This window comes from Paracoccus sp. J55, from assembly GCF_000513975.1.
Classification (GTDB): domain Bacteria; phylum Pseudomonadota; class Alphaproteobacteria; order Rhodobacterales; family Rhodobacteraceae; genus Paracoccus.
Window position 1 is genome coordinate 27,494 of the sequence record NZ_AZVA01000011.1, and the last position, 17,945, is coordinate 45,438.

The 17,945-nt window shown below is 68.9% G+C and carries 17 protein-coding genes and 1 tRNA gene; 6 read left to right on the top strand and 12 right to left on the bottom strand.

The features are described 5' to 3' along the window. Positions 1-1,479: a L,D-transpeptidase gene (locus PARJ55_RS0111815; protein ID WP_028713237.1), complete on the bottom strand. Its 1,479-nt coding sequence runs from the start codon at positions 1,477-1,479 to the stop codon at positions 1-3. A gap of 110 nt (positions 1,480-1,589) precedes the next feature. Continuing rightward, on the bottom strand, positions 1,590-2,339 hold the full coding sequence (locus PARJ55_RS0111820; protein WP_028713238.1) for a GntR family transcriptional regulator: 750 nt from the start codon (positions 2,337-2,339) through the stop codon (positions 1,590-1,592). Positions 2,340-2,607: 268 nt separating this feature from the next. On the opposite strand from PARJ55_RS0111820, the gene PARJ55_RS0111825 reads away from it, so the two are divergent. The 4 genes from PARJ55_RS0111825 to PARJ55_RS0111840 all read left to right on the top strand — a co-directional run bounded on the left by PARJ55_RS0111825 (position 2,608) and on the right by PARJ55_RS0111840 (position 6,184). Then, a complete protein-coding gene (locus tag PARJ55_RS0111825) occupies positions 2,608-3,798 on the top strand; it encodes an MFS transporter (protein ID WP_028713239.1) in 1,191 nt (396 codons plus the stop codon). A 57-nt stretch (positions 3,799-3,855) separates the two neighbouring features. Beyond that, on the top strand, positions 3,856-4,335 hold the full coding sequence (locus PARJ55_RS0111830) for an ureidoglycolate lyase (RefSeq protein WP_028713240.1): 480 nt from the start codon (positions 3,856-3,858) through the stop codon (positions 4,333-4,335). Beyond that, the gene (locus PARJ55_RS0111835; RefSeq protein WP_028713241.1) at positions 4,332-4,964 is read left to right on the top strand and encodes a ribonuclease HII; all 633 of its coding nucleotides are present in this window, start codon (positions 4,332-4,334) and stop codon (positions 4,962-4,964) included. Before PARJ55_RS0111830 ends, PARJ55_RS0111835 begins: the two co-directional genes overlap by 4 nt. Positions 4,965-5,053: 89 nt before the next feature. After that, the gene (locus tag PARJ55_RS0111840) at positions 5,054-6,184 is read left to right on the top strand and encodes a site-specific DNA-methyltransferase (RefSeq protein ID WP_051416248.1); all 1,131 of its coding nucleotides are present in this window, start codon (positions 5,054-5,056) and stop codon (positions 6,182-6,184) included. Between the two features lie 118 nt (positions 6,185-6,302). On the opposite strand, the gene PARJ55_RS0111845 is transcribed toward PARJ55_RS0111840, so the two are convergent. Further along, positions 6,303-7,439: an alkane 1-monooxygenase gene (locus tag PARJ55_RS0111845; RefSeq protein ID WP_028713243.1), complete on the bottom strand. Its 1,137-nt coding sequence runs from the start codon at positions 7,437-7,439 to the stop codon at positions 6,303-6,305. Between the two features lie 23 nt (positions 7,440-7,462). Beyond that, positions 7,463-8,524 carry an A/G-specific adenine glycosylase gene (locus tag PARJ55_RS0111850; protein ID WP_028713244.1) on the bottom strand — a complete coding sequence of 354 codons (1,062 nt, stop codon included), beginning with the start codon at positions 8,522-8,524 and terminating at the stop codon, positions 7,463-7,465. A gap of 86 nt (positions 8,525-8,610) precedes the next feature. Between PARJ55_RS0111850 and PARJ55_RS0111855 the strand changes: the two genes are divergently transcribed. Together PARJ55_RS0111855 and PARJ55_RS0111860 are read left to right on the top strand one after the other, a co-directional pair. Then, positions 8,611-9,171: a DUF721 domain-containing protein gene (locus PARJ55_RS0111855; RefSeq protein WP_028713245.1), complete on the top strand. Its 561-nt coding sequence runs from the start codon at positions 8,611-8,613 to the stop codon at positions 9,169-9,171. Next, complete coding sequence (locus PARJ55_RS0111860) at positions 9,168-9,842, top strand: DsbA family protein (RefSeq protein ID WP_028713246.1); 675 nt, start codon at positions 9,168-9,170, stop codon at positions 9,840-9,842. Before PARJ55_RS0111855 ends, PARJ55_RS0111860 begins: the two co-directional genes overlap by 4 nt. A 78-nt stretch (positions 9,843-9,920) precedes the next feature. On the opposite strand, the gene lpxK is transcribed toward PARJ55_RS0111860, so the two are convergent. From lpxK to PARJ55_RS0111900, 8 genes are all read right to left on the bottom strand, one after another. Then, positions 9,921-10,910, bottom strand: coding sequence for a tetraacyldisaccharide 4'-kinase (gene lpxK, locus PARJ55_RS0111865; RefSeq protein WP_028713247.1), 990 nt, complete (start codon positions 10,908-10,910; stop codon positions 9,921-9,923). Then, positions 10,907-12,139, bottom strand: coding sequence for a 3-deoxy-D-manno-octulosonic acid transferase (locus PARJ55_RS0111870; RefSeq protein WP_028713248.1), 1,233 nt, complete (start codon positions 12,137-12,139; stop codon positions 10,907-10,909). The genes lpxK and PARJ55_RS0111870 overlap by 4 nt, the downstream gene beginning before the upstream one ends. A gap of 17 nt (positions 12,140-12,156) precedes the next feature. After that, a complete protein-coding gene (locus PARJ55_RS0111875; protein ID WP_028713249.1) occupies positions 12,157-12,402 on the bottom strand; it encodes a DUF4170 domain-containing protein in 246 nt (81 codons plus the stop codon). Positions 12,403-12,783: 381 nt separating this feature from the next. After that, positions 12,784-12,869: transfer RNA gene (locus PARJ55_RS0111880), tRNA-Leu, on the bottom strand. A 360-nt stretch (positions 12,870-13,229) separates the two neighbouring features. Then, positions 13,230-14,150, bottom strand: a complete 921-nt coding sequence (gene rocF, locus PARJ55_RS0111885) for an arginase (protein WP_028713250.1) — start codon at positions 14,148-14,150, stop codon at positions 13,230-13,232. Between the two features lie 94 nt (positions 14,151-14,244). Then, a complete protein-coding gene (gene metG / locus PARJ55_RS0111890) occupies positions 14,245-15,963 on the bottom strand; it encodes a methionine--tRNA ligase (RefSeq protein WP_028713251.1) in 1,719 nt (572 codons plus the stop codon). Between the two features lie 829 nt (positions 15,964-16,792). Next, entirely contained in the window at positions 16,793-17,236 is a 444-nt protein-coding gene (locus tag PARJ55_RS23330) for an NUDIX hydrolase (protein ID WP_028717037.1), read from the bottom strand. Next, the gene (locus tag PARJ55_RS0111900; protein WP_028713252.1) at positions 17,237-17,842 is read right to left on the bottom strand and encodes a GcrA family cell cycle regulator; all 606 of its coding nucleotides are present in this window, start codon (positions 17,840-17,842) and stop codon (positions 17,237-17,239) included. Positions 17,843-17,945: the final 103 nt, after the last annotated feature.

The window sequence follows — 17,945 nt, forward strand, 5'->3', positions numbered from 1 at the left end:
TCAGGGCTGCCCGGGCTGGGGATAAAGCGTCACGCTGCCCGGCGCCTCTCCCGGCAGGCTGTCAGGCAGCACGGCGTCGGAAGGGTATTCCGGCTCTTCCTCGACCGTGGCGGGATGCGGCGTGTCGGGCACCAGCGGTTCTTCCGAGACCGGCACCGGCGGGGTGATGACCAGGGGCTCGGGCGTCACCACCGTCGCGGCGGCGGCGGTCGCCGCGGTCTCGGTCGGGGCGGGAACAACCGCTGCCGCCGCCGGTGCGGCGGGAAGCTCGGCCGCGATCACCTGCGGCGGCATCCGGTCGCCGCGCGCCGGGGGACGGGTGCCGGCGATGGTCGTGGTGACCGCCGCCTGGGTGGCCGCCACCATGGGCGAGGCGCCGGTCACATCGGCGATCCGCACCCCCGGCGGCAGGAACTCCACCGTCGTGACCTTGGGCTTGACCATATGCGCCAGCTCCCAGGCGTCCCAGTTCGTCAGCCGCACGCAGCCATGCGACTGGTTCAGGAACAGCTGCGAGGGGGTGGCGGTGCCGTGGATGCCATAGGTCGGCTCGGACAGGTCGATCCAGACATTGCCCACCGGCCCGTTCGGCCCCGGCGGGACGATCAGCACCCGGTCGTTCTGGCCCTGCCTGAAGTTGCGATGCGGATTGTAGGTATAGGTCGGGTTCAGCGCCACCGCGTCGACGACGTGATTGCCGTGCGGCGAGGGCGTGTCGGCCGATCCGACGGTGGCCGGGTAATCCGCGACCATGTTGCCCTTGGCGTCATAGGCGGCCACGCGGCGGGTTTCCTTGTCCACGATGATGCGGGTGACGGTGGCCCGGATCGGCTTGGCCGGCACGGTGACGTGGATCGTCTCGCCGGGCCGGAAGGCGGCGCCGGGGTTCAGCTTGGCCAGAAACTTCTCGTCCATGTGGAATCGCTCGGCCAGCTTCTCCAGCACGCTGGTATAGCCCTGCGAGGTCATCGCGGCCTTTTCCGCGTAATCCGAGGGGATGCGGTCCACCAGCCCGGTCGCGTCCTCCTCGGTGATGGTATAGTCCGCCGTCAGCGGCGCGGCCGCATAGCCCTGCAGCAGGTCCCAGACCGCGTGATCCATGCGCCCGGTCATCGGCAGGCCCGAGCGGCGCTGGAAGGCCATGATGGCGCTTTCGCTCATGCCGCCGCGCCAGCCGTCCACCACGCCGGGCGAGATGCCGGCCCGGTCCAGCAGGATCTGCACCTTGGCGGTCAGCGCCGACTGGCCGGCGGGCAGGTCGCCGCCGTCATAGCCGGCCAGCTCGATCTCGGCAGGCGTGATCGTGGTCAGCGCCCGGGGTTTCGGCGCCGCCACCTGCGCCGCGGTGCCCGATGCGGGCGCTGTGGCCGGGGCGGTCGAGGGCACCGCCTGCGCCCAGCCGGGCGAAAGCGGCAGCAGAAGGGCGGCGGCCAGCGAAAGGCGCGCAAGGACGCCCGTGCGGGGTCGGGTCGGGGGCATGCTCGGATCCGGTCTGTTTGCCTGTCGTGTTTTGGTTTTGTCCCGCACATTTGGCCAAATGTGCCGGCCATGGCAAGCAGGGGCTGGTCAACTCGGGTTGAACGCGCCCTTCAGATCGTGGCGGCGAAGCGGTGATGCTGGGGGAAATACCGCCGCGTCAGCGAGACCGGCATGTTGTTCAGCCAGTCGATCCGCTCGACCAGCAGCACCGGATCGCCCGCCGTCACGTCCAGCGCCTCGGCGGTGAAGCCCGGGCTGGCCTGGGTGGCGCCGATCGCCATGCTGCCGCGGTTGATCGGCACATGGCCAAGCAGCCATTCGCAGGGGCTCATCTGCGTCAGAGCCTCGCGCGTCAGGCCGGGCGTGGCGTAATAGTTGATCCAGCGTTCTTCGCAGCAATAGGGCGCCGCGTCGGCGGTGAACCGGGCCTGGACCCGCATCAGGCTGTCATCGGTGCGCAGCAGCATGGATTGCGCCACATCCGCCGGGGGGGCGCATTCCTGCCAGTCCAGCAGCCGGTAGCCGTAGATCTTGCCCGAGGCCTCGATCTCGCGCCGCAGCAGGAACCGCACCATCTGGACGCGCGGATGCTGCGCGACGCGGGTGCCGACCTTGCGCCGGCGTTCCAGGACCCCACTTTGGGCAAGGGTCTGCAGCGCCCGGTTCACCGTCGCACGGGCGCAGCCGAATTCGGTCGCCAGCTCGGCCTCGGTGGGGATCAGCTCTCCCTCCGGCCAGTTGCCGTTATGGATGCGCGTCAGCACCTCTTCCTGGACGGCTTGCCAGGTCATGTTCCGCCGCTTGCGCTCTTGCAGCTCTGCCGAGAGGGCCTGCGCCACATGGCTGGGAAGCTCAATCATGTCTAAAATTTATGTCTTTGCGTCGAGGTTGCGGCAGAAAAACTCGCTATCGTCGATCGAAACCGGCATCGCCGAGAACAGGGGCGGTGAACCCGGGCGGCAGGTCTGCCCGATCGTGGAACTTAGGTAAACTCTTCAGTTTAGTTTTTGATTGCAAATTCCCGCGAGGGTCAAGGGCTATTCCTGTCGCAGGCCAGGATCCGCCTGCACAGGTTGACATTCCGGCGGCCGGACGTGAAAAACGGGCGATTCTCGAGAGGTGAGCCCCGTGTCGGAAGCCACGACATTCCGCGGCCAAGGCGTCTTCGCCACCGCCTGGACGGTGCTGGTCGCGATCAGCCTGTGCCACATGATCAACGACATCATGCAATCCATGCTGGCGGCGATCTATCCGCTGCTGCGCGAGGAATTCAGGCTGTCCTATTGGCAGATCGGCATGATGACCTTTGCCTTCCAGGTCACCGCCTCGCTGCTGCAGCCGGTGGTCGGCATGGTGACCGACCGCAACCCGATGCCGCGCTCGCTGGCCGTGGGCATGGGCGCGACCGTCATCGGCGTGCTGCTGCTGGCGCTGGCGCATGAATACTGGGTGCTGCTGTCGGGGGCGATGCTGATCGGCATCGGCTCGGCGGTGTTCCATCCCGAAAGCTCGCGGGTGGCGCGCATCGCCTCGGGCGGGAAATTCGGCACCGCGCAATCGCTGTTCCAGCTGGGCGGCAATTTCGGCCAGGCGCTGGGGCCGCTGCTGGCGGCCTTCATCGTGGTGCCGCTGGGGCGGCCTTCGGTGGCGATCTTCTCGATCGCGGCCATGCTGGGCTCGGCGGTGCTGTGGCGCGTCGGCAGCTGGGCCGAGGGGCGGCGCAAGGCCGCCGGGACCCGCGTCGCGGGGCCTTCGGCCTTTTCGCGCCGCCGGGTGGCGGTGGCCATCGTCGTGCTGGCTTTGCTGACCTTCACCAAGAACATCTATACCGCCAGCATTTCAAGCTATTACACCTTCTTCCTGATCGAGAAGTTCGGGCTGAGCACCCAGCACGCGCAGGTGATGCTGTTCCTGTTCCTGGGCGGCATGGCGGCGGGGGTCATGCTGGGCGGGCTGATCGGCGACCGCGTCGGGCCGCTGAAGGTGATCTGGTTCTCGATCCTGGGCATCCTGCCCTTTACGCTGGCGCTGCCGCATGTGGGACTGGTCGCGACCGGGGGGCTGACCGTGGTGATCGGGCTGATTCTCGCCTCGGCCTTTCCGGCCATCGTGGTCTTTGCGCAGGAGCTGGTGCCGGGACGGACCGGCATGATCGCCGGCATCTTCTTCGGCTTCGCCTTCGGCATGGGTGGCATCGCCGCCGCGGTTCTGGGCGTGGTGGCGGATGCGAAGGGGATCGAATTCGTCTACCGGATCTGTTCTTATCTGCCGCTGATGGGGCTGTTGACCATCTTCCTGCCGCGGATGGAGCGGTTGTAGCTGCCGGACCGGGGGCGCTGCCCCCGGACCCCCGGGATATTTGGACAAGAAAGAAACATGACGACGATCAAGGCAAGGCCGATCACCGCCGAGGCATTCGCCCCTTTCGGAGAACTGCTGACCCCGCGCGAGCGGCCCTCGAAGATGATCAATGCCGGGCGGTGCGAGCGGCATCACGCGCTGGCCACGGTCGAGCGCGGCGGCGGCGAGGCGATCATCTCGATCTTCCGTTCCGAGCCGGTCAGCCTGCCCTATGACTGCACGCTGCTGGAGCGCCATCCCCTGGGCTCGCAGGCCTTCGTGCCGCTGGGACCCGATCCCTGGCTGTCGATCGTGGCCCCGGACGAGGGCGGGCGGCCGGGCGCGCCGGTCGCCTTCCTGGTGCCGGCCGGCATGGGGGTGAACCTGCGCGCCGGGGTCTGGCATGGCGTGCTGACGCCGCTGGACCGGCCGGCCGATTTCCTGGTCGTGGACCGCGAGGGCGAGGGCGTGAACCTGGAAGAGGTCGAGATCGCCCCCGTCACCGTCGAGGCATGAGCCTGCCCGACTATTCCTTCGAGGAGGCGGCGCTGCGCGGCGGCGCGCGCTTCGTCGCCGGCGTGGACGAGGTCGGGCGCGGGCCGCTGGCCGGGCCGGTGACGGCGGCGGCGGTGATTCTGGATGTCGCCTGCATTCCCGAGGGGCTGAACGATTCGAAGAAGCTGACCGCCAGGCGCCGCGAGGCGCTGGCCGAACTGATCATGGCGCGCTGCGACTGGGCCGTCGGCCATGCCAGCGTCGAGGAGATCGACCGGCTGAACATCCTGCGCGCCTCGCATCTGGCGATGTGCCGGGCCATTGCCGGGCTGCGCCGGCGGCCCTGCCTGGTGTTGATCGACGGCAACATGCTGCCGCGCGATCTGGACCTGCCGGGGCAGGCGGTGGTGGGCGGCGACGGGCGCTGCCTGTCCATCGCCGCGGCCTCGATCGTGGCGAAACTGTTGCGCGATCGCATCATGGTGGATTTGGCGCAACAGCACCCCGGATATGGCTGGGAGGCGAATGCCGGTTATGCGACCGCGGCGCATCGCCAGGCGCTGCTAGATCTGGGCGTAACCCCATATCATAGGCGCAGCTTCGCGCCCGTCCACAATATCTTGTGTAAAGAAGAAACCACAAGCTTTTGATTCGAAAAAGAATTTGACGGCGAATCGGCTCTGACTCATTATCGGCCCCAGCAAATCGGCAACCCAATAGCCGAACCCCCGAGGCAGTGATGACGAAACCTGACACCAAATCCCGCGCCGTGGCGCGAACCCTTCCGCTTAACCAGATTCTGGCCGGTGACTGCATCGAGGTCATGAACGCGCTGCCCGAGGCCAGCGTCGATCTGATCTTTGCCGACCCGCCCTATAACCTGCAACTCAAGGGCGAGCTGCACCGGCCCGACAACAGCCGCGTCGATGCGGTGGACGACCATTGGGACCAGTTTTCCGGCTTTGCCGCCTATGACCGCTTTACCCGCGACTGGCTGGCCGCCGCGCGCCGCATCCTCAAGCCCGATGGGGCGATCTGGGTGATCGGGTCCTATCACAACATTTTCCGCGTCGGCGCGGAGCTGCAGAACCAGGGTTTCTGGATCCTGAACGACGTGGTCTGGCGCAAGGCCAATCCGATGCCGAATTTCCGCGGCAAGCGGCTGACCAACGCGCATGAGACGATGATCTGGGCCAGCAAGTCCGAGGGCGCGAAATACACCTTCAACTACGAGGCGCTGAAATCGCTGAACGAGGGCGTGCAGATGCGCAGCGACTGGGTGCTGCCGATCTGCACCGGAGGCGAGCGGCTGAAGGATGCCGGCGGCGCCAAGGCGCATCCGACTCAGAAACCCGAGGCGCTGCTGCATCGCATCCTGGTCGGGTCCACGAATCCCGGCGACGTGGTGCTGGACCCGTTCTTCGGCACCGGCACCACCGGCGCCGTGGCCAAGATGCTGGGCCGCGATTTCATCGGCATCGAGCGCGAAGCCGCCTATCGCGAGGTGGCCGAGAAGCGGCTGGCCCGCATCCGCAAGTTCGACAGCGAGGCCATTGCCACCATCAAGCCCAAGCGCGCCGAGCCGCGCGTGCCCTTCGGCCAGGTGGTCGAGCGCGGCATGCTGCGCCCGGGCGAGGAGCTTTATTCGATGAACAACCGCCACAAGGCCAAGGTGCGCGCCGATGGCAGCCTGATCGGCAATGACGTGAAGGGCTCGATCCACCAGGTCGGCGCGGCGCTGGAGGGGGCGCCCAGCTGCAACGGCTGGACCTATTGGCATTTCCGGCGCGAGGGGCGGATGGTGCCCATCGACATCCTGCGCCAGCAGATCCGCGCCGAGATGGAGGCCGAAGAGGGCCGCGCCCACTGATTTCCCGGTTTCGCCAAGTCCCGAAGCTCCGCGAGCTCTGGCGCGGCCGGGACCGCCTTGCCCCGTTCGGCCCTGCGCCGGGCGGGGCCTTTTGGCTTTTTCGGTCGGGTTGCGGAAATTACAGCGCCCCGCGCGGCATCGGCAGCGTGCCGCGGTTATAGGGCTGCCAATCGGTGATCTCGGGATAGAACTGCCGCCGCCAGGCGCGGACGCGCGGGTTCATCCGCCGCCGCCACAGGGGCGGCACCATGGCGAGGAAGGTCATCGCCGGATAGCCCATCGGCAGCTGCGGCGCCTCTTCGTCGGAATAGGTCTGCAGCAGCGGAAAGCGCCGGTCGGGCTTGTAGTGATGGTCGGAATGGCGCTGCAGGTTGATCAGCAGCCAGTTGGTCGCGGTATGCGAGGAATTCCAGCTGTGCCGCGGCAGGACATGTTCATAGCGCCCCTCGCCCAGATGCTTGCGGGTCAGGCCGTAATGCTCGACGTAATTGGTCAGTTCGAGCTGCCAGACGGCGACGAAGGCCTGCCAGAGGAAGAGCAGCAGCCCCTGCCAGCCGCCGAGGATGAGCGCCAGGGCCAGCATGGCCAGCTGCAGCGCGGCGTAGCGCCAGAACGGGTTGCGGCGGTCGAATTTCGAGCGGCCCGCCCGCTCCAGCCGCCGCGTCTCGGCCGCCCAGGCGCTTTTCGGGCATTCGATCAGCACGCGCAGGAAGAAGCGGAAGAAGCCCTCGTTGTAGCGGGCCGAGACCGCGTCGCGCGGCGTCGCCACCCATGAATGATGCACCAGCAGGTGCTCGGTGCGGAAATGCGAATAGAGCGTCGAGGCCAGCAGCAGGTCGCCCAGCCAGCGTTCCAGCTTGTTCTTCTGGTGCAGCAATTCGTGCGCATAGACGATGCCGATGGTGCCCGAGGCGACGCCGATGCCGAAGAACAGGCCGAGCTTTTCCCAGCCGGAAAGCCCGCTGCGCGTGGCGAACCAGATGCCGCCGAAGATCATCGCCGCTTGGATCGGGAACCAGATCACGGTGATGGCGCGATACCAGATCAGCTGCGATTCCGGCGTCTCGGTGTCGGGGTTTTCCTCGTTCAGGCCCAGCACCGCATCCAGCATGGTCATCAGATACCAGGCATAAAGCGGCATCAGCGCGAACCACCAGCCGCCCAGCGTCGCGGCAAGCAGGGCCAGCGGCACCATGCCCAGGGAAAGCCAGAAGGGCAGGGCGTCGATCAGGCGGGCGCGGAACGCGGTTTGCATGGGCGCAACTATGACGGGTTTTGCTATGGCTTGCCATGGCGACGCGATGTCGCGGGGCGGGCTGTTTCGGGATGGTCCTTGGCGAGGGACCAGGCCTTGCGCATCAGCCCCGGCAGGGCGCTGGGGCGGAAGGCGCCAAGCGGGGTCAGGCTGCCGCGTTCCGGCGCCGCGGTCAAGCGGGCGCTCATCACCGTCAGGTCCAGCGCGAAATGGGTGAAGACATGGCGGACGAGGCCGATCTCCTGCCAGTCGGCGGGGGCGGGCGGCGGGTGGTGCGAGCCGTCCCAGCCGGTCGAGGGAAAGGCCAGCGTGCCGCCCAGCAGGCCCTTGTCCGGCCGGGTCTCGACCAGCACCGCGCCCTCGGCAAAGCCGATCCAGACCGTGCCCCGGCGCAGCGGCTTGGGTTTCTTCGGCGTCTTGCGCGGCAGTTCGGCGGCGATGCCCTGGGCGCGGGCAGCGCAATGGTCGATGATCGGGCAGATGCCGCAGGCCGGGCTGCGCGGCGTGCAGATCGTCGCACCCAGGTCCATCATCGCCTGGGCGAAATCGCCCGGCCGCTCGGCGGGCGTCAGCCGGGTGGCCAGCGCCACCAGTTCCGGCTTGGCGGCGGGCAGCGGCGTTCCGATTGCGAAAAGCCGGGCCACGACGCGCTCGACATTGCCGTCCACCACCGTCTCGGGCCGGTCGAAGGCGATGGCGGCGATGGCGGCCGAGGTATAGGCGCCGATGCCGGGCAGCGCCGCCAACCCCTCGCGCGTGTCGGGGAATGCGCCCATGGCGGCGACCTCGCGGGCACAGGCCACCAGGTTGCGGGCGCGGGCGTAATAGCCCAGCCCCGCCCATTCGGCCATCACCTGCGCGTCCTCGGCCGCGGCGAGGTCGTGGACCGTGGGCCAGAGGCTGGTGAAGCGTTCGAAATAGGCCTTCACCGCCGCGACGGTGGTCTGTTGCAGCATGACCTCGGACAGCCAGACGCGATAGGGATCGGCGCGGCCCTGCCCGGGCGGCACGCGCCAGGGCAGGGCGCGGGCATGGCGGTCGTACCAGGCCAGCAGCTCGGTGGGGATCACCTTCGGGTCACGCAATTTTCAGCCTCATTCAGCCGCGTCTCTCTGGCATCCGGGCGCGCCGCGGTCCAGACTGCGGCGCAGATAAACCATATGGTCGCCCGATGGCCCAGAAGAAACCCGAGACCCAGCCCCGCCGCCGCATGCGCGGCTTCGAGGCCGCGGCGCAGCTGGTTGCGCAGCGGGTGAAGGCCGTGGGCGAGGGGCGGGGCTTCGCCGTGGCCCGGCTGCTGACGCATTGGCAGGAGGTGGTCGGCCCCGAGCTTGCCGCCCATACCCGCCCGGTCCGGATCAGCCACGGCAAGGGGTTCGGCGCCACGCTGACGCTGCTGGTGCCGGGCGCGCATGCGCCGCTGGTCGCCATGCAGCTGGACCAGATCCGCGCGCGGGTGAATGCCTGCTACGGCTTCAACGCCGTCTCGCGCATCGTGCTGACCCAGACCGCGCCCGTGGGTTTCGCGGAAGGTGAGGGAGGCTTTGCGGAAGGCCAGGCCGAGTTCGCCGCCGCGCCGCGCCGCGCCGCCGCGCCCGATCCGCAGAAGATCGCCCAGGCCGAGGACATCGCCTCGGGCTTCGACAATCCCGCGCTTTCCGACGCCATGCGGCGGCTGGCGCTGAACATCCTGTCCCGCCGGGACGCCAACGACCGAAAGGCCAATCCATGATGCTGCTTCGCCGCTCTCTGATCGCCGCCGCCACGGCCGCGCTGACCGTCTCTGCGCTGCCGGCGCTGGCGCAAGAGGCGAAACCCGCCGACAACGCCGCCGGAAACGCCCAGGCCGCCGAGCAGATGCCCGAGGGCAAGGTCCTGCCCGACATCGCCCTGGGCGCGGCCGATGCTCCGGTCACCATCATCGAATATGCCAGCTTCACCTGCAGCCATTGCGCGGCCTTCCACGACCAGAACCTGCCCAAGCTGAAGGCCGAATATATCGATACCGGCAAGGTGAAGTTCATCCAGCGCGACGTCTATTTCGACGCCGTCGGCCTGTGGGCCGGCATCCTGGCGCGCTGTGGCGGGGACGAGAAATACTACGCCGTGTCCGACCTGATCTTCGACGACCAGAAGAACTGGCTGAACGCCAAATCCGGCGACGAGATCGCCGCCAACCTGCGCAAGATCGGCGCCAAGGCCGGCATGACCGGCGAGCAGATGGATGCCTGCTGGAACGATACGCAGAAGGTCGCGGATCTGGTCACCACCTTCCAGACCCATGCCACCGCCGACCAGATCGAGGGCACGCCGACCTTCATCATCGCCGGCGAGAAGGTCCAGAACCAGCCCTGGGACGATCTGAAGAAGATCATCGACGCCAAGCTGGCCGAGGAAGGCTGAACGCCGGTCCGGCGGCGCGGCTGCCGGAGTATTTGGGAAACGGTGAAAGCGGAAGGCCCCGGATCTTGCCGGGGCCTTTCACAATCCCAGCGCCTCCAGCCGCCGGGTCAGCGGCGCCGGGTCGTCCAGCTGCAGCCGCACCGGCAGGGTCAGCACCCCGGGCCGGAAGCGGCGCGGCAGCCGCGCGGCATCCTTTTCCGTCGTCACCATCTGCGCGCCCAGCAGCCGCGATTCGGTCTGGAGGCGGGTCAGCAGTTGCGGGGTGAAGGGCTGGTGATCCTCCAGCGCCTCGGCGCGGACCACCTCGGCGCCGAGGCCGCGCAGGGTGGCGAAGAATTTCTCGGGATGGCCGATGCCGGCAAAGGCCAGCACGCGCAGGCCCTGCCAGTCCATGCCGGTCTGCAGCGGTGCGAGATGGCCGGTCAGGTGCGGCAGCCTCAGCCGCGGTCCCCAGGCGGCGGCGAAACGCGCCTGGGCCGCGCCGTCGCCGATCGAAAGCAGCAGGTCGGCGCGGGCAAGGCCGCGATCCACCGGCTCGCGCAGCGGCCCGGCGGGCAGGCAGAAGCCGTTGCCGAAACCCCTGGCCGCATCGACCACGACCAGCGACAGGTCATGCGCCAGCGCCGGGTCCTGGAAGCCGTCGTCGAGCAGGATCGCCTGCGCCCCGGCCTTGACCGCCGTCCGTGCCCCCGCCTGGCGGTCATCCGCGACCCAGACCGGGGCGAAGGCCGCCATCAGCAGCGGTTCGTCCCCGACCTCGGCAGCCTTGTGGCGCGATTCCTCGACCCGCAGCGGGCCTTTCTCGCGGCCGCCATAGCCGCGCGAGACGATATGCACCGCCACGCCGCGCGCCTGCAGCAGCTGGGCCAGCATGATCGCGGTCGGGGTCTTGCCGGTGCCGCCGGCGTTCAGGTTGCCGACGCAGATCACCGGCACGCCCGGCCGCAGCCGCGGGCCGCGCGCCAGGCGCCGGGCGGTGGCGGCGGCGTAGAGCCCGCCCAGCGGCGCCAGCAGGCGGGCGGGCAGCCCGGGCGGGCGGAACCAGAAATCGGGGGCGCGGCGGCTCATTGCGGGTTCTCCATCGCCTCGATGACGGTATCGGCGATGCGGCGCAGCACCGCGGCGCCGCCGGTGCTGACCGACCAGGCGTTGCCGGCCAGCATCGCCGCCTGATCGGGCGCCGACAGATCGGCCACCGCCCGCGTCAGCCCCGCGGCGTCGGTGACCAGCCGTGCCGCCGAGGCGCCGTCCAGCTGCACCCATTCCGGGCCATGCGCCTCGATCACCGGGCCGTGGATGACTGCCGAGCCAAGCGCCGCCGGTTCGAACGGATGGCGCGGCGCGAGGCCCGGACCGGGCAGCAGCGTGCCGCCCATGAAGCAGACCGGCGCCAGCCGATACCAAAGCCCCATCTCATGCGTGTCCTCGGCGATCAGGACGTGATCGTCGGAGGAAGGGTCGCTGTCCTCGGAACGCAGCACCGCGGCCAGGCCGAGTTCCTCGACCTCGGTCAGGACCGCGGCGAGGGTGTCGGCCGGCAGCCCGGCCAGGATCAGCAGCGCGCGGTGGTTGTGATGCAGCGCCGCCTGATGCGCGGCCAGGGCGGCCTTGGCCTCGGGCAGGGTGGGGCAGGCCGCGAGCCAGACGTGACGGCCCGCGAGGATCTGCGCCAGGGCGCGCCGCTCGGCCTCGTTGGCGCAAAGCGGCGGCCGGGTCTCGGTGATCGGGCCGGTCAGCTCGATCCGGTCCGGGGGGGCGCCAAGCTGGCGGGCGGCGGCGCCGGCGGTCAGGTCGGGGGCGAGGATGCGGGTGATCCTGCGCATCAGCCCGCGATTGATCGCCCCGCGCCACGAGCCGCGCCGGGTATAGGCGACCAGCCGCGCCTCGCACAGGATCACCGGCAGCCCCGCATCGGCCATGCCCGAGATGAGCGAGGCCGGAAGCTGGTCGCCGAGGATCAGCAGCGCGCGCGGCTGCAGCGCCCCGATCACCTCGCGCACGGCGGCGGGATCGCGCGGCCGGGGCAGGGCGGCCGCCCGCAGGCCGGCGGGCAGCGAACCGGGAGGCGGCGGCGCGCCGGTAAAGGCGCAGCGCAGCCCCGGCCGCCGCGCCAGCAGCGCCCCGATCAACGGGCCAAGCTGCGGCGGATCCTCGGCATTCTCGGACAGATGCACCATCAGCAGCGGGCCTTCGCCCGCCGGGACGGCGATGGGCTCGCCCCGCCCTTCGGCCAGCGCGGCGCGGCGGCGCAGATGCAGCCAGAGCGCCAGGGATGCGGTCGCCTGCGAGGGAAGCATCGCGATTCGCGGGGGATCTAGCCGCCCAGTTCCTCGGTCGCGCTCACCTCCTGCTCTTCGTCGCGCAGCCGGTGCAGATGGGCGATGAAATAGCGGGTATGGGCGCTGTCGACGGTGCGCTGCGCTTCGGATTTCCAGGCGGCATGAGCCTCGGCGTAGTTCGGGAAGATTCCGACGATATGGATGTCCTTGGTATCGCGGAATTCGGTGCGGGTGGGGTCGACAAGCTCGCCGCCGAAAACGAGGTGAAGGCGCTGTGCCATCGTGTTCTCCTGGGTTCGGATTCCGGCGCGAACCTAGCCGAGCCGGGCAGGGGAACCAAGGTGATTTGTTTAAAATCGGTCCTGGTTGACATTTGCGGCGAATCGGCCGGCGAAGTAAGGAAAGATGCCGATAGAGGGAAGGCCCCCGGACGATCCAAGCGTGGTGGTAAGGGTTCTTCGGGCGGCGAGGGCAGGTGAACCGGTGCGCCTTCTCTTGCCCTCTTTCTGGGATCGCGGGCGGGCATCGAAAGGTGGCCGCCTGCGGTCACGGCATGCCGCGCCGGGTGCTTCGTGGCTGAAGGCCGGTGCCGCAGCCGGGATCCTGGCCGGAAGGGGTGGCATGCATGTCGTGCTTATATCGCTGCCGGGGGCGCATGGATCTGGTGCGGGCGGCGGGACTCGAACCCGCACAGGCTTGCGCCCCAGGGAGTTTAAGTCCCATGCGTCTACCATTCCGCCACGCCCGCGCCGGGGATTGGCTAGCGGGCGCGGCGGGGATTGGCAAGCCTCGGCTGAAGGGTTCCGGATGGGGCAAAGCTGCAGCCGACGGGATCGTGTGGGATGGGCTTTTCAATCGGCTGCGGGTGATGCGGAATGCGCGAGATTGCGGCTCGGGATATTCGCAGCGACGCTTTGCCGCTGGGCAAGTTGGTGGCGCATACCGCGGCGAGGGCGCCGCGAAGCGTGCGGCAGGGCGGCTGGCCGGCTGCCGCGTCCTGCCCATGACGGGCCGCCGGCTGCCGGCAGGGCGGCCTGACGCGTTCCGGAAAATCCTCGGACCGCCGGCCGGATGTCCCTTGCGCGCCGGGGTTCGGGTGACGGCTCTTTCAGTAACTGCGCGTCGGCCGGTCGAAGACCTTGCGTCCCATCAGCGAGCCGACCAGATCGACCATCAGCTTGGCGGTGCGGCCGCGCTCGTCCAGGAACGGGTTCAGCTCGACCAGGTCCAGCGAGGTCATCAGCCCGCTTTCGTGCAGCAGTTCGCAGACCAGATGCGCCTCGCGGAAGGTGGTGCCGCCGGGGACGGTGGTGCCGACGGCCGGCGCGATCGAAGGGTCGAGGAAATCGACGTCCAGCGACACATGCAGCAGCCCTTTCTCCTCCCGCACCCGGTCGAGGAATTCGCGCAGCGGCGCGACGATGCCGCGCTCGTCCAGCACGCGCATGTCGTTCACGACGATCTCGGTCTCGCGCAGCGCGGCGGATTCGGCGGCGTCCACGCTGCGGATGCCGAACATGCAGATGTTCCGGCCCGGAATCGGCGCCGGAAAGGCGGGGAAGGCGTCGAAGCCCGCCCGGCCCGAGGCATAGGCCAGGGGCGTGCCGTGCAGGTTGCCCGATTGGGTGGTCTCGACGGTGTGGAAATCGCTATGCGCGTCCAGCCACAGCACGAATTGCGGCCGGCCCGCCGCATGGGCATGTGCGGCCACCCCGGCCAGCGTGCCAAGCGCCAGCGCATGGTCGCCGCCCAGAAAGATCGGCAGGCCTTCCTCCATCGCCGCACAGCCGGCGGCGCGCAGGGCCTCGGTCCAGGCGATGATCTCGGGCAGGTGATGCACGGCGGCGTTGGGGCAGCTCTGGCCGCGGCCGGGGGCGGGGCACAGATCGCCGCGATCCTCGACCGTGTGCCCCAGCGCGGTCAGGGTCGAGGCCAGCCCGGCCACGCGATAGGCGGCGGGGCCCATCAGGCAGCCGGGCCGCCGCTGGCCCTCGTCCACCGGGGCGCCGATCAGGATGCAATGGGTCATGTTGGCCTCTGCGCTTGTCGGTCGGGATGTTCGCGATCATGCCCTTGCCCGGCGGCGGAAGTCCACCGCCCGCGTCAGCGGCGCAAGCCCCGCATCAGCCGCGGATGCCCTTGAAGCGGTCCTGCCATTCGTCGCGTTGCTCGTCGCTGATCTTGGCGAACAGCACCTCCGGCACGGTGAAGGCGTGGCCGGCGGGCAGCGCCTGCAGGGCGGTGCGGACATCGTCGGGCCAGGCCCGGTCCTGGCTTTGCATCGCCGCCAGCATCGCATCCGCCGCGAAGGGGATGAAGGGCGAGGACAGAACGGCATAAAGCCGGATCAGGTTCAGCCCCAGCCGGACCTGCATCGCCGCCTTGTCCGGGTCGGTCTTGAAGGTGGACCAGGGCGCGGCCGATTGCAGGTATTCGTTGCCCAGAACCCAGATCGCCCGCAGTTCCGCCGCCGCCTTGCGGACCTCGACATGGTCCATGAAGCCCTCATAGGCGCGGATGCGGGTGGTCAGCGCCTCGACCAGCGCCTCTTCCTCGGGGCCGTAGCTGCCGCCCTCGGGGATGGCCTCGCCGAACTTGCTGCGGCAGAACTTGGTGATCCGGCTGACGAAATTGCCCAGCACGTCGGCCAGGTCCTTGTTCACCGATTGCTGGAAATTGTCCCAGGTGAACTCGCTGTCGCCGGATTCGGGAGCGTGCGACAACAGCCACCAGCGCCAGTAATCGGCGGGCAGGATCGACAGCGCCTGATCCATGAACACGCCACGCCCCTGGCTGGTCGAGAACTGCCCGCCGTCATAGGTCAGGTAGTTGAAGCTCTTGATGTAATCGACCAGTTTCCAGGGCTCGCCCGAGCCGATGATCGTGGCCGGGAAGGAAAGCGTGTGGAAGGGCACGTTGTCCTTGCCCATGAACTGGGTATAGGTCACGTCCTCGGCGCCCTCGTCCAGGCGCCACCAGCGGCGCCAGGCGCTGTCGGGTTCGCCGCGCTTGTCGGCGCCCTCGGCGGTGGCGGCGATATATTCGATGGGCGCGTCGAACCAGACGTAGAAGACCTTGCCCTCCATCCCCGGCCAGGGCTTGTCGCCCTTTTTCACCGGGATGCCCCAGTCGAGGTCGCGGGTGATGCCGCGATCCTGCAGCCCGTCGCCGTCGTTCAGCCATTTCTTGGCGATCGAGGTGGTCAGGATCGGCCAGTCGGTCTTGCTGTCGATCCAGGCGGCGATCTGGTCCTTCAGCGCCCGCTGGCGCAGGTAGAGGTGCTTGGTCGCCCGCACTTCCAGATTGGTCGAGCCGGAAATGGCCGAGCGCGGCTCGATCAGGTCGGTCGGGTCGAGCTGCTTGGTGCAGTTCTCGCACTGGTCGCCGCGCGCCTTGTCATAGCCGCAGTTGGGGCAGGTGCCCTCGATATAGCGGTCGGGCAGGAACCGGCCGTCGTCGATGGAATAGACCTGCCGCTCCTCGACCTCGGCGATATAGCCGTTCTCGTCCAGCTTGCCGGCGAAATGCTGGGTCAGCACGTGGTTGCGTTCGCTGGACGACCGGCCGAAATGGTCGAAGGACAGGCCGAAATTGCGGGCGATTTCCGCCTGGATCTCGTGCATCTCGGCGCAATAGACGGCTATCGGCTTGCCGGCCTTGGCGGCGGCAAGCTCGGCGGGGGTGCCGTGCTCGTCCGTGGCGCAGATGAACATCACCTCGTGCTCGCGGCCCCGCAGGTAGCGGGCATAGAGATCCGCCGGAAGCTGCGAGCCGACGAGATTGCCGAGGTGCTTGATCCCGTTGATGTAAGGGATCGCCGAGGTGATGAGGTGCCGGGCCATATGCGGATCCTGTAAGGTTCGTCGCCCGTGTTTAGCCCCCGGATCGGGTGAAGGCCAGCGCCCAAAGGCCGGCGCGGTTGTGCATCCGGGCCGGGCGGATTATGTCGTTGTGGTGACGATTTCATGATGGTCGCGTCCCGCGTGCCGGCCGTCGTGCCGGGTTTCCCAGCCAAGCATCCAGCCGCGTTAGGAGCCAGATGACCTTGAAACCCGCCACCCTGCTTTCTTGCCAGCTGGGCCTGATCCTGCTGGCATTGAGCCTGGACCTGATAACCCAGGCGCAGGTCGCCTCGATTTTCAAGGAAGACCACAGCATCGAGATCCTGTCCGCGCTGCTGCTGGTGGTGCCGGCGCTGCTCTGGCTGGCCTGGGGGCGAGAGCGGCGCCGGCATTGGCACATCCCGGCGATCCTGCTGCTGATGGCGATGCGCGAGCTGGATTTCGACAAGCAATTCACGACCGAGGGGCTGCTGCAGCTGCGGCTTTACAGCGGCGGGGCGCCGGTCTGGGAAAAGGCCGTCGGTGCGGCGGCGGTGGCTCTGATCCTGCTTTGCGGGTGGCGGCTGCTGGTCCTGAACCTGCCGCGCTGGTGGCGCGGCCTGCGCGCGGGCGACACGACATGCTGGCTGGTCGGCGGCGCGGCGCTGCTGCTGGTGGTCTCGAAATCGCTGGACGGGCTGGACCGCAAGCTGGCGGGTTTCGGCATCATGCTGCAGCCCGGGCAGGGGGCGCTGGCCGACCGGTTCGAGGAATTGCTGGAACTGGGCCTGGCGGTCCTGCTGGTGCAGGCGGTGGCCTGTTTCGCGCGGCCGGACCGGCAGGGGGCCGGTCAGCCGCCCAGCCGCTCCAGCCGCAGCGCCTTGGCCACCGTATCGGCCACCCGCGCGCTGAGCGGCAGGGCGGCGCTGCGGATCTCCTCGACCGAGACCCAGCGCGCATCCAGCGCGTCATCCGCCGCCACCGGCACGCCCGAGACATAGTCGCAGCGCACCGCGGCCAGCAGGAAATGAAAGCGCAGGGCGCCATCGGCCCCGTGTTCGATCACGTCGATATTGTCGATATAGGCCCTTGGCCGGGCGATGACGCCGGTTTCCTCGGCCAGCTCGCGGGCGGCGGCCTGCAGCGCGGTTTCCCCGGGCTCGACATGGCCGCCGGGAAAACCCCAGAGCCCGGCATCGGGCGGGTTTCGGCGCTGCACCAGCAGGACGCGGGCCGCATCGCCCCGGCCGTCCAGCGTCACCGCCAGCGCGGCCAGCCGGGGAAAGCCGGCCACCTACCGCCTGCGGTCGCGACGGGCGCTCATCGGCTGGAAGGCCACGCCGACATGCGCCTCGCAATAGGGCTTGCCGGGCATCGAGGGCAGGCCGCAGAACCAGAACTTGTCGGTCGCCGGGTCGCCGATCGGCCATTTGCAGGTGCGCTCGGTCAGTTCCATCAGCGTCAGCTTGCGCGCGCGCTTCTCGACCTCGCGGACCGAGGCCAGCGCCTCGGGGCTGATCTCGTTGGCCGAGGGCTGCGGCGGCAGCGGCTGGCCGGCCGGCACGATGGGCCGGCGGTTGAAGCTGGCGGGCTGCGGCGCGGGTTCGGGCACCGGCTCGGGTGCGGCGGCTGCCGCGGGCTTCGGTTCGGGTGCGGGCGCCGGCTGGGCCGCCGCCGCGGGCTTCGGCTCGGGCGCCGCTGCGGCGGGTGCGGGTTTGGCGACGGGGTCGGGCGCCGGATCCGCGCCGTCCTCGGTGCGATTCGACAGGCCCAGGCGGTGGACCTTGCCGATCACCGCGTTCCGGGTCACGCCGCCCAGCTCCTTGGCGATCTGGCTGGCCGACTGGCCCTCGGCCCACATGCGTTTCAACGTCTCGACGCGCTCGTCGGTCCAGGACATGGCTTGCCTTTCATGCACCGGGATGCGTCCCGGCGCTCTTCGTGCTAGTGGCTTCAATTCCGCAAGACCCGGCCTTAAATCCGGGGATAGCCAGATTTACCCA

What these genes read in the sequence shown, in the direction of transcription:
- PARJ55_RS0111815 (WP_028713237.1), bottom strand. Translation starts at nt 1,479, where the DNA reads ATGCCCCCGACCCGACCCCGCACGGGCGTCCTTGCGCGCCTTTCGCTG.
- PARJ55_RS0111820 (WP_028713238.1), bottom strand. Translation starts at nt 2,339, where the DNA reads ATGATTGAGCTTCCCAGCCATGTGGCGCAGGCCCTCTCGGCAGAGCTG.
- PARJ55_RS0111830 (WP_028713240.1), top strand. Translation starts at nt 3,856, where the DNA reads ATGACGACGATCAAGGCAAGGCCGATCACCGCCGAGGCATTCGCCCCT.
- PARJ55_RS0111835 (WP_028713241.1), top strand. Translation starts at nt 4,332, where the DNA reads ATGAGCCTGCCCGACTATTCCTTCGAGGAGGCGGCGCTGCGCGGCGGC.
- PARJ55_RS0111840 (WP_051416248.1), top strand. Translation starts at nt 5,054, where the DNA reads ATGACGAAACCTGACACCAAATCCCGCGCCGTGGCGCGAACCCTTCCG.
- PARJ55_RS0111845 (WP_028713243.1), bottom strand. Translation starts at nt 7,439, where the DNA reads ATGCAAACCGCGTTCCGCGCCCGCCTGATCGACGCCCTGCCCTTCTGG.
- PARJ55_RS0111855 (WP_028713245.1), top strand. Translation starts at nt 8,611, where the DNA reads ATGGCCCAGAAGAAACCCGAGACCCAGCCCCGCCGCCGCATGCGCGGC.
- PARJ55_RS0111860 (WP_028713246.1), top strand. Translation starts at nt 9,168, where the DNA reads ATGATGCTGCTTCGCCGCTCTCTGATCGCCGCCGCCACGGCCGCGCTG.
- lpxK (WP_028713247.1), bottom strand. Translation starts at nt 10,910, where the DNA reads ATGAGCCGCCGCGCCCCCGATTTCTGGTTCCGCCCGCCCGGGCTGCCC.
- PARJ55_RS0111870 (WP_028713248.1), bottom strand. Translation starts at nt 12,139, where the DNA reads ATGCTTCCCTCGCAGGCGACCGCATCCCTGGCGCTCTGGCTGCATCTG.
- PARJ55_RS0111875 (WP_028713249.1), bottom strand. Translation starts at nt 12,402, where the DNA reads ATGGCACAGCGCCTTCACCTCGTTTTCGGCGGCGAGCTTGTCGACCCC.
- rocF (WP_028713250.1), bottom strand. Translation starts at nt 14,150, where the DNA reads ATGACCCATTGCATCCTGATCGGCGCCCCGGTGGACGAGGGCCAGCGG.
- metG (WP_028713251.1), bottom strand. Translation starts at nt 15,963, where the DNA reads ATGGCCCGGCACCTCATCACCTCGGCGATCCCTTACATCAACGGGATC.
- PARJ55_RS0111900 (WP_028713252.1), bottom strand. Translation starts at nt 17,842, where the DNA reads ATGTCCTGGACCGACGAGCGCGTCGAGACGTTGAAACGCATGTGGGCC.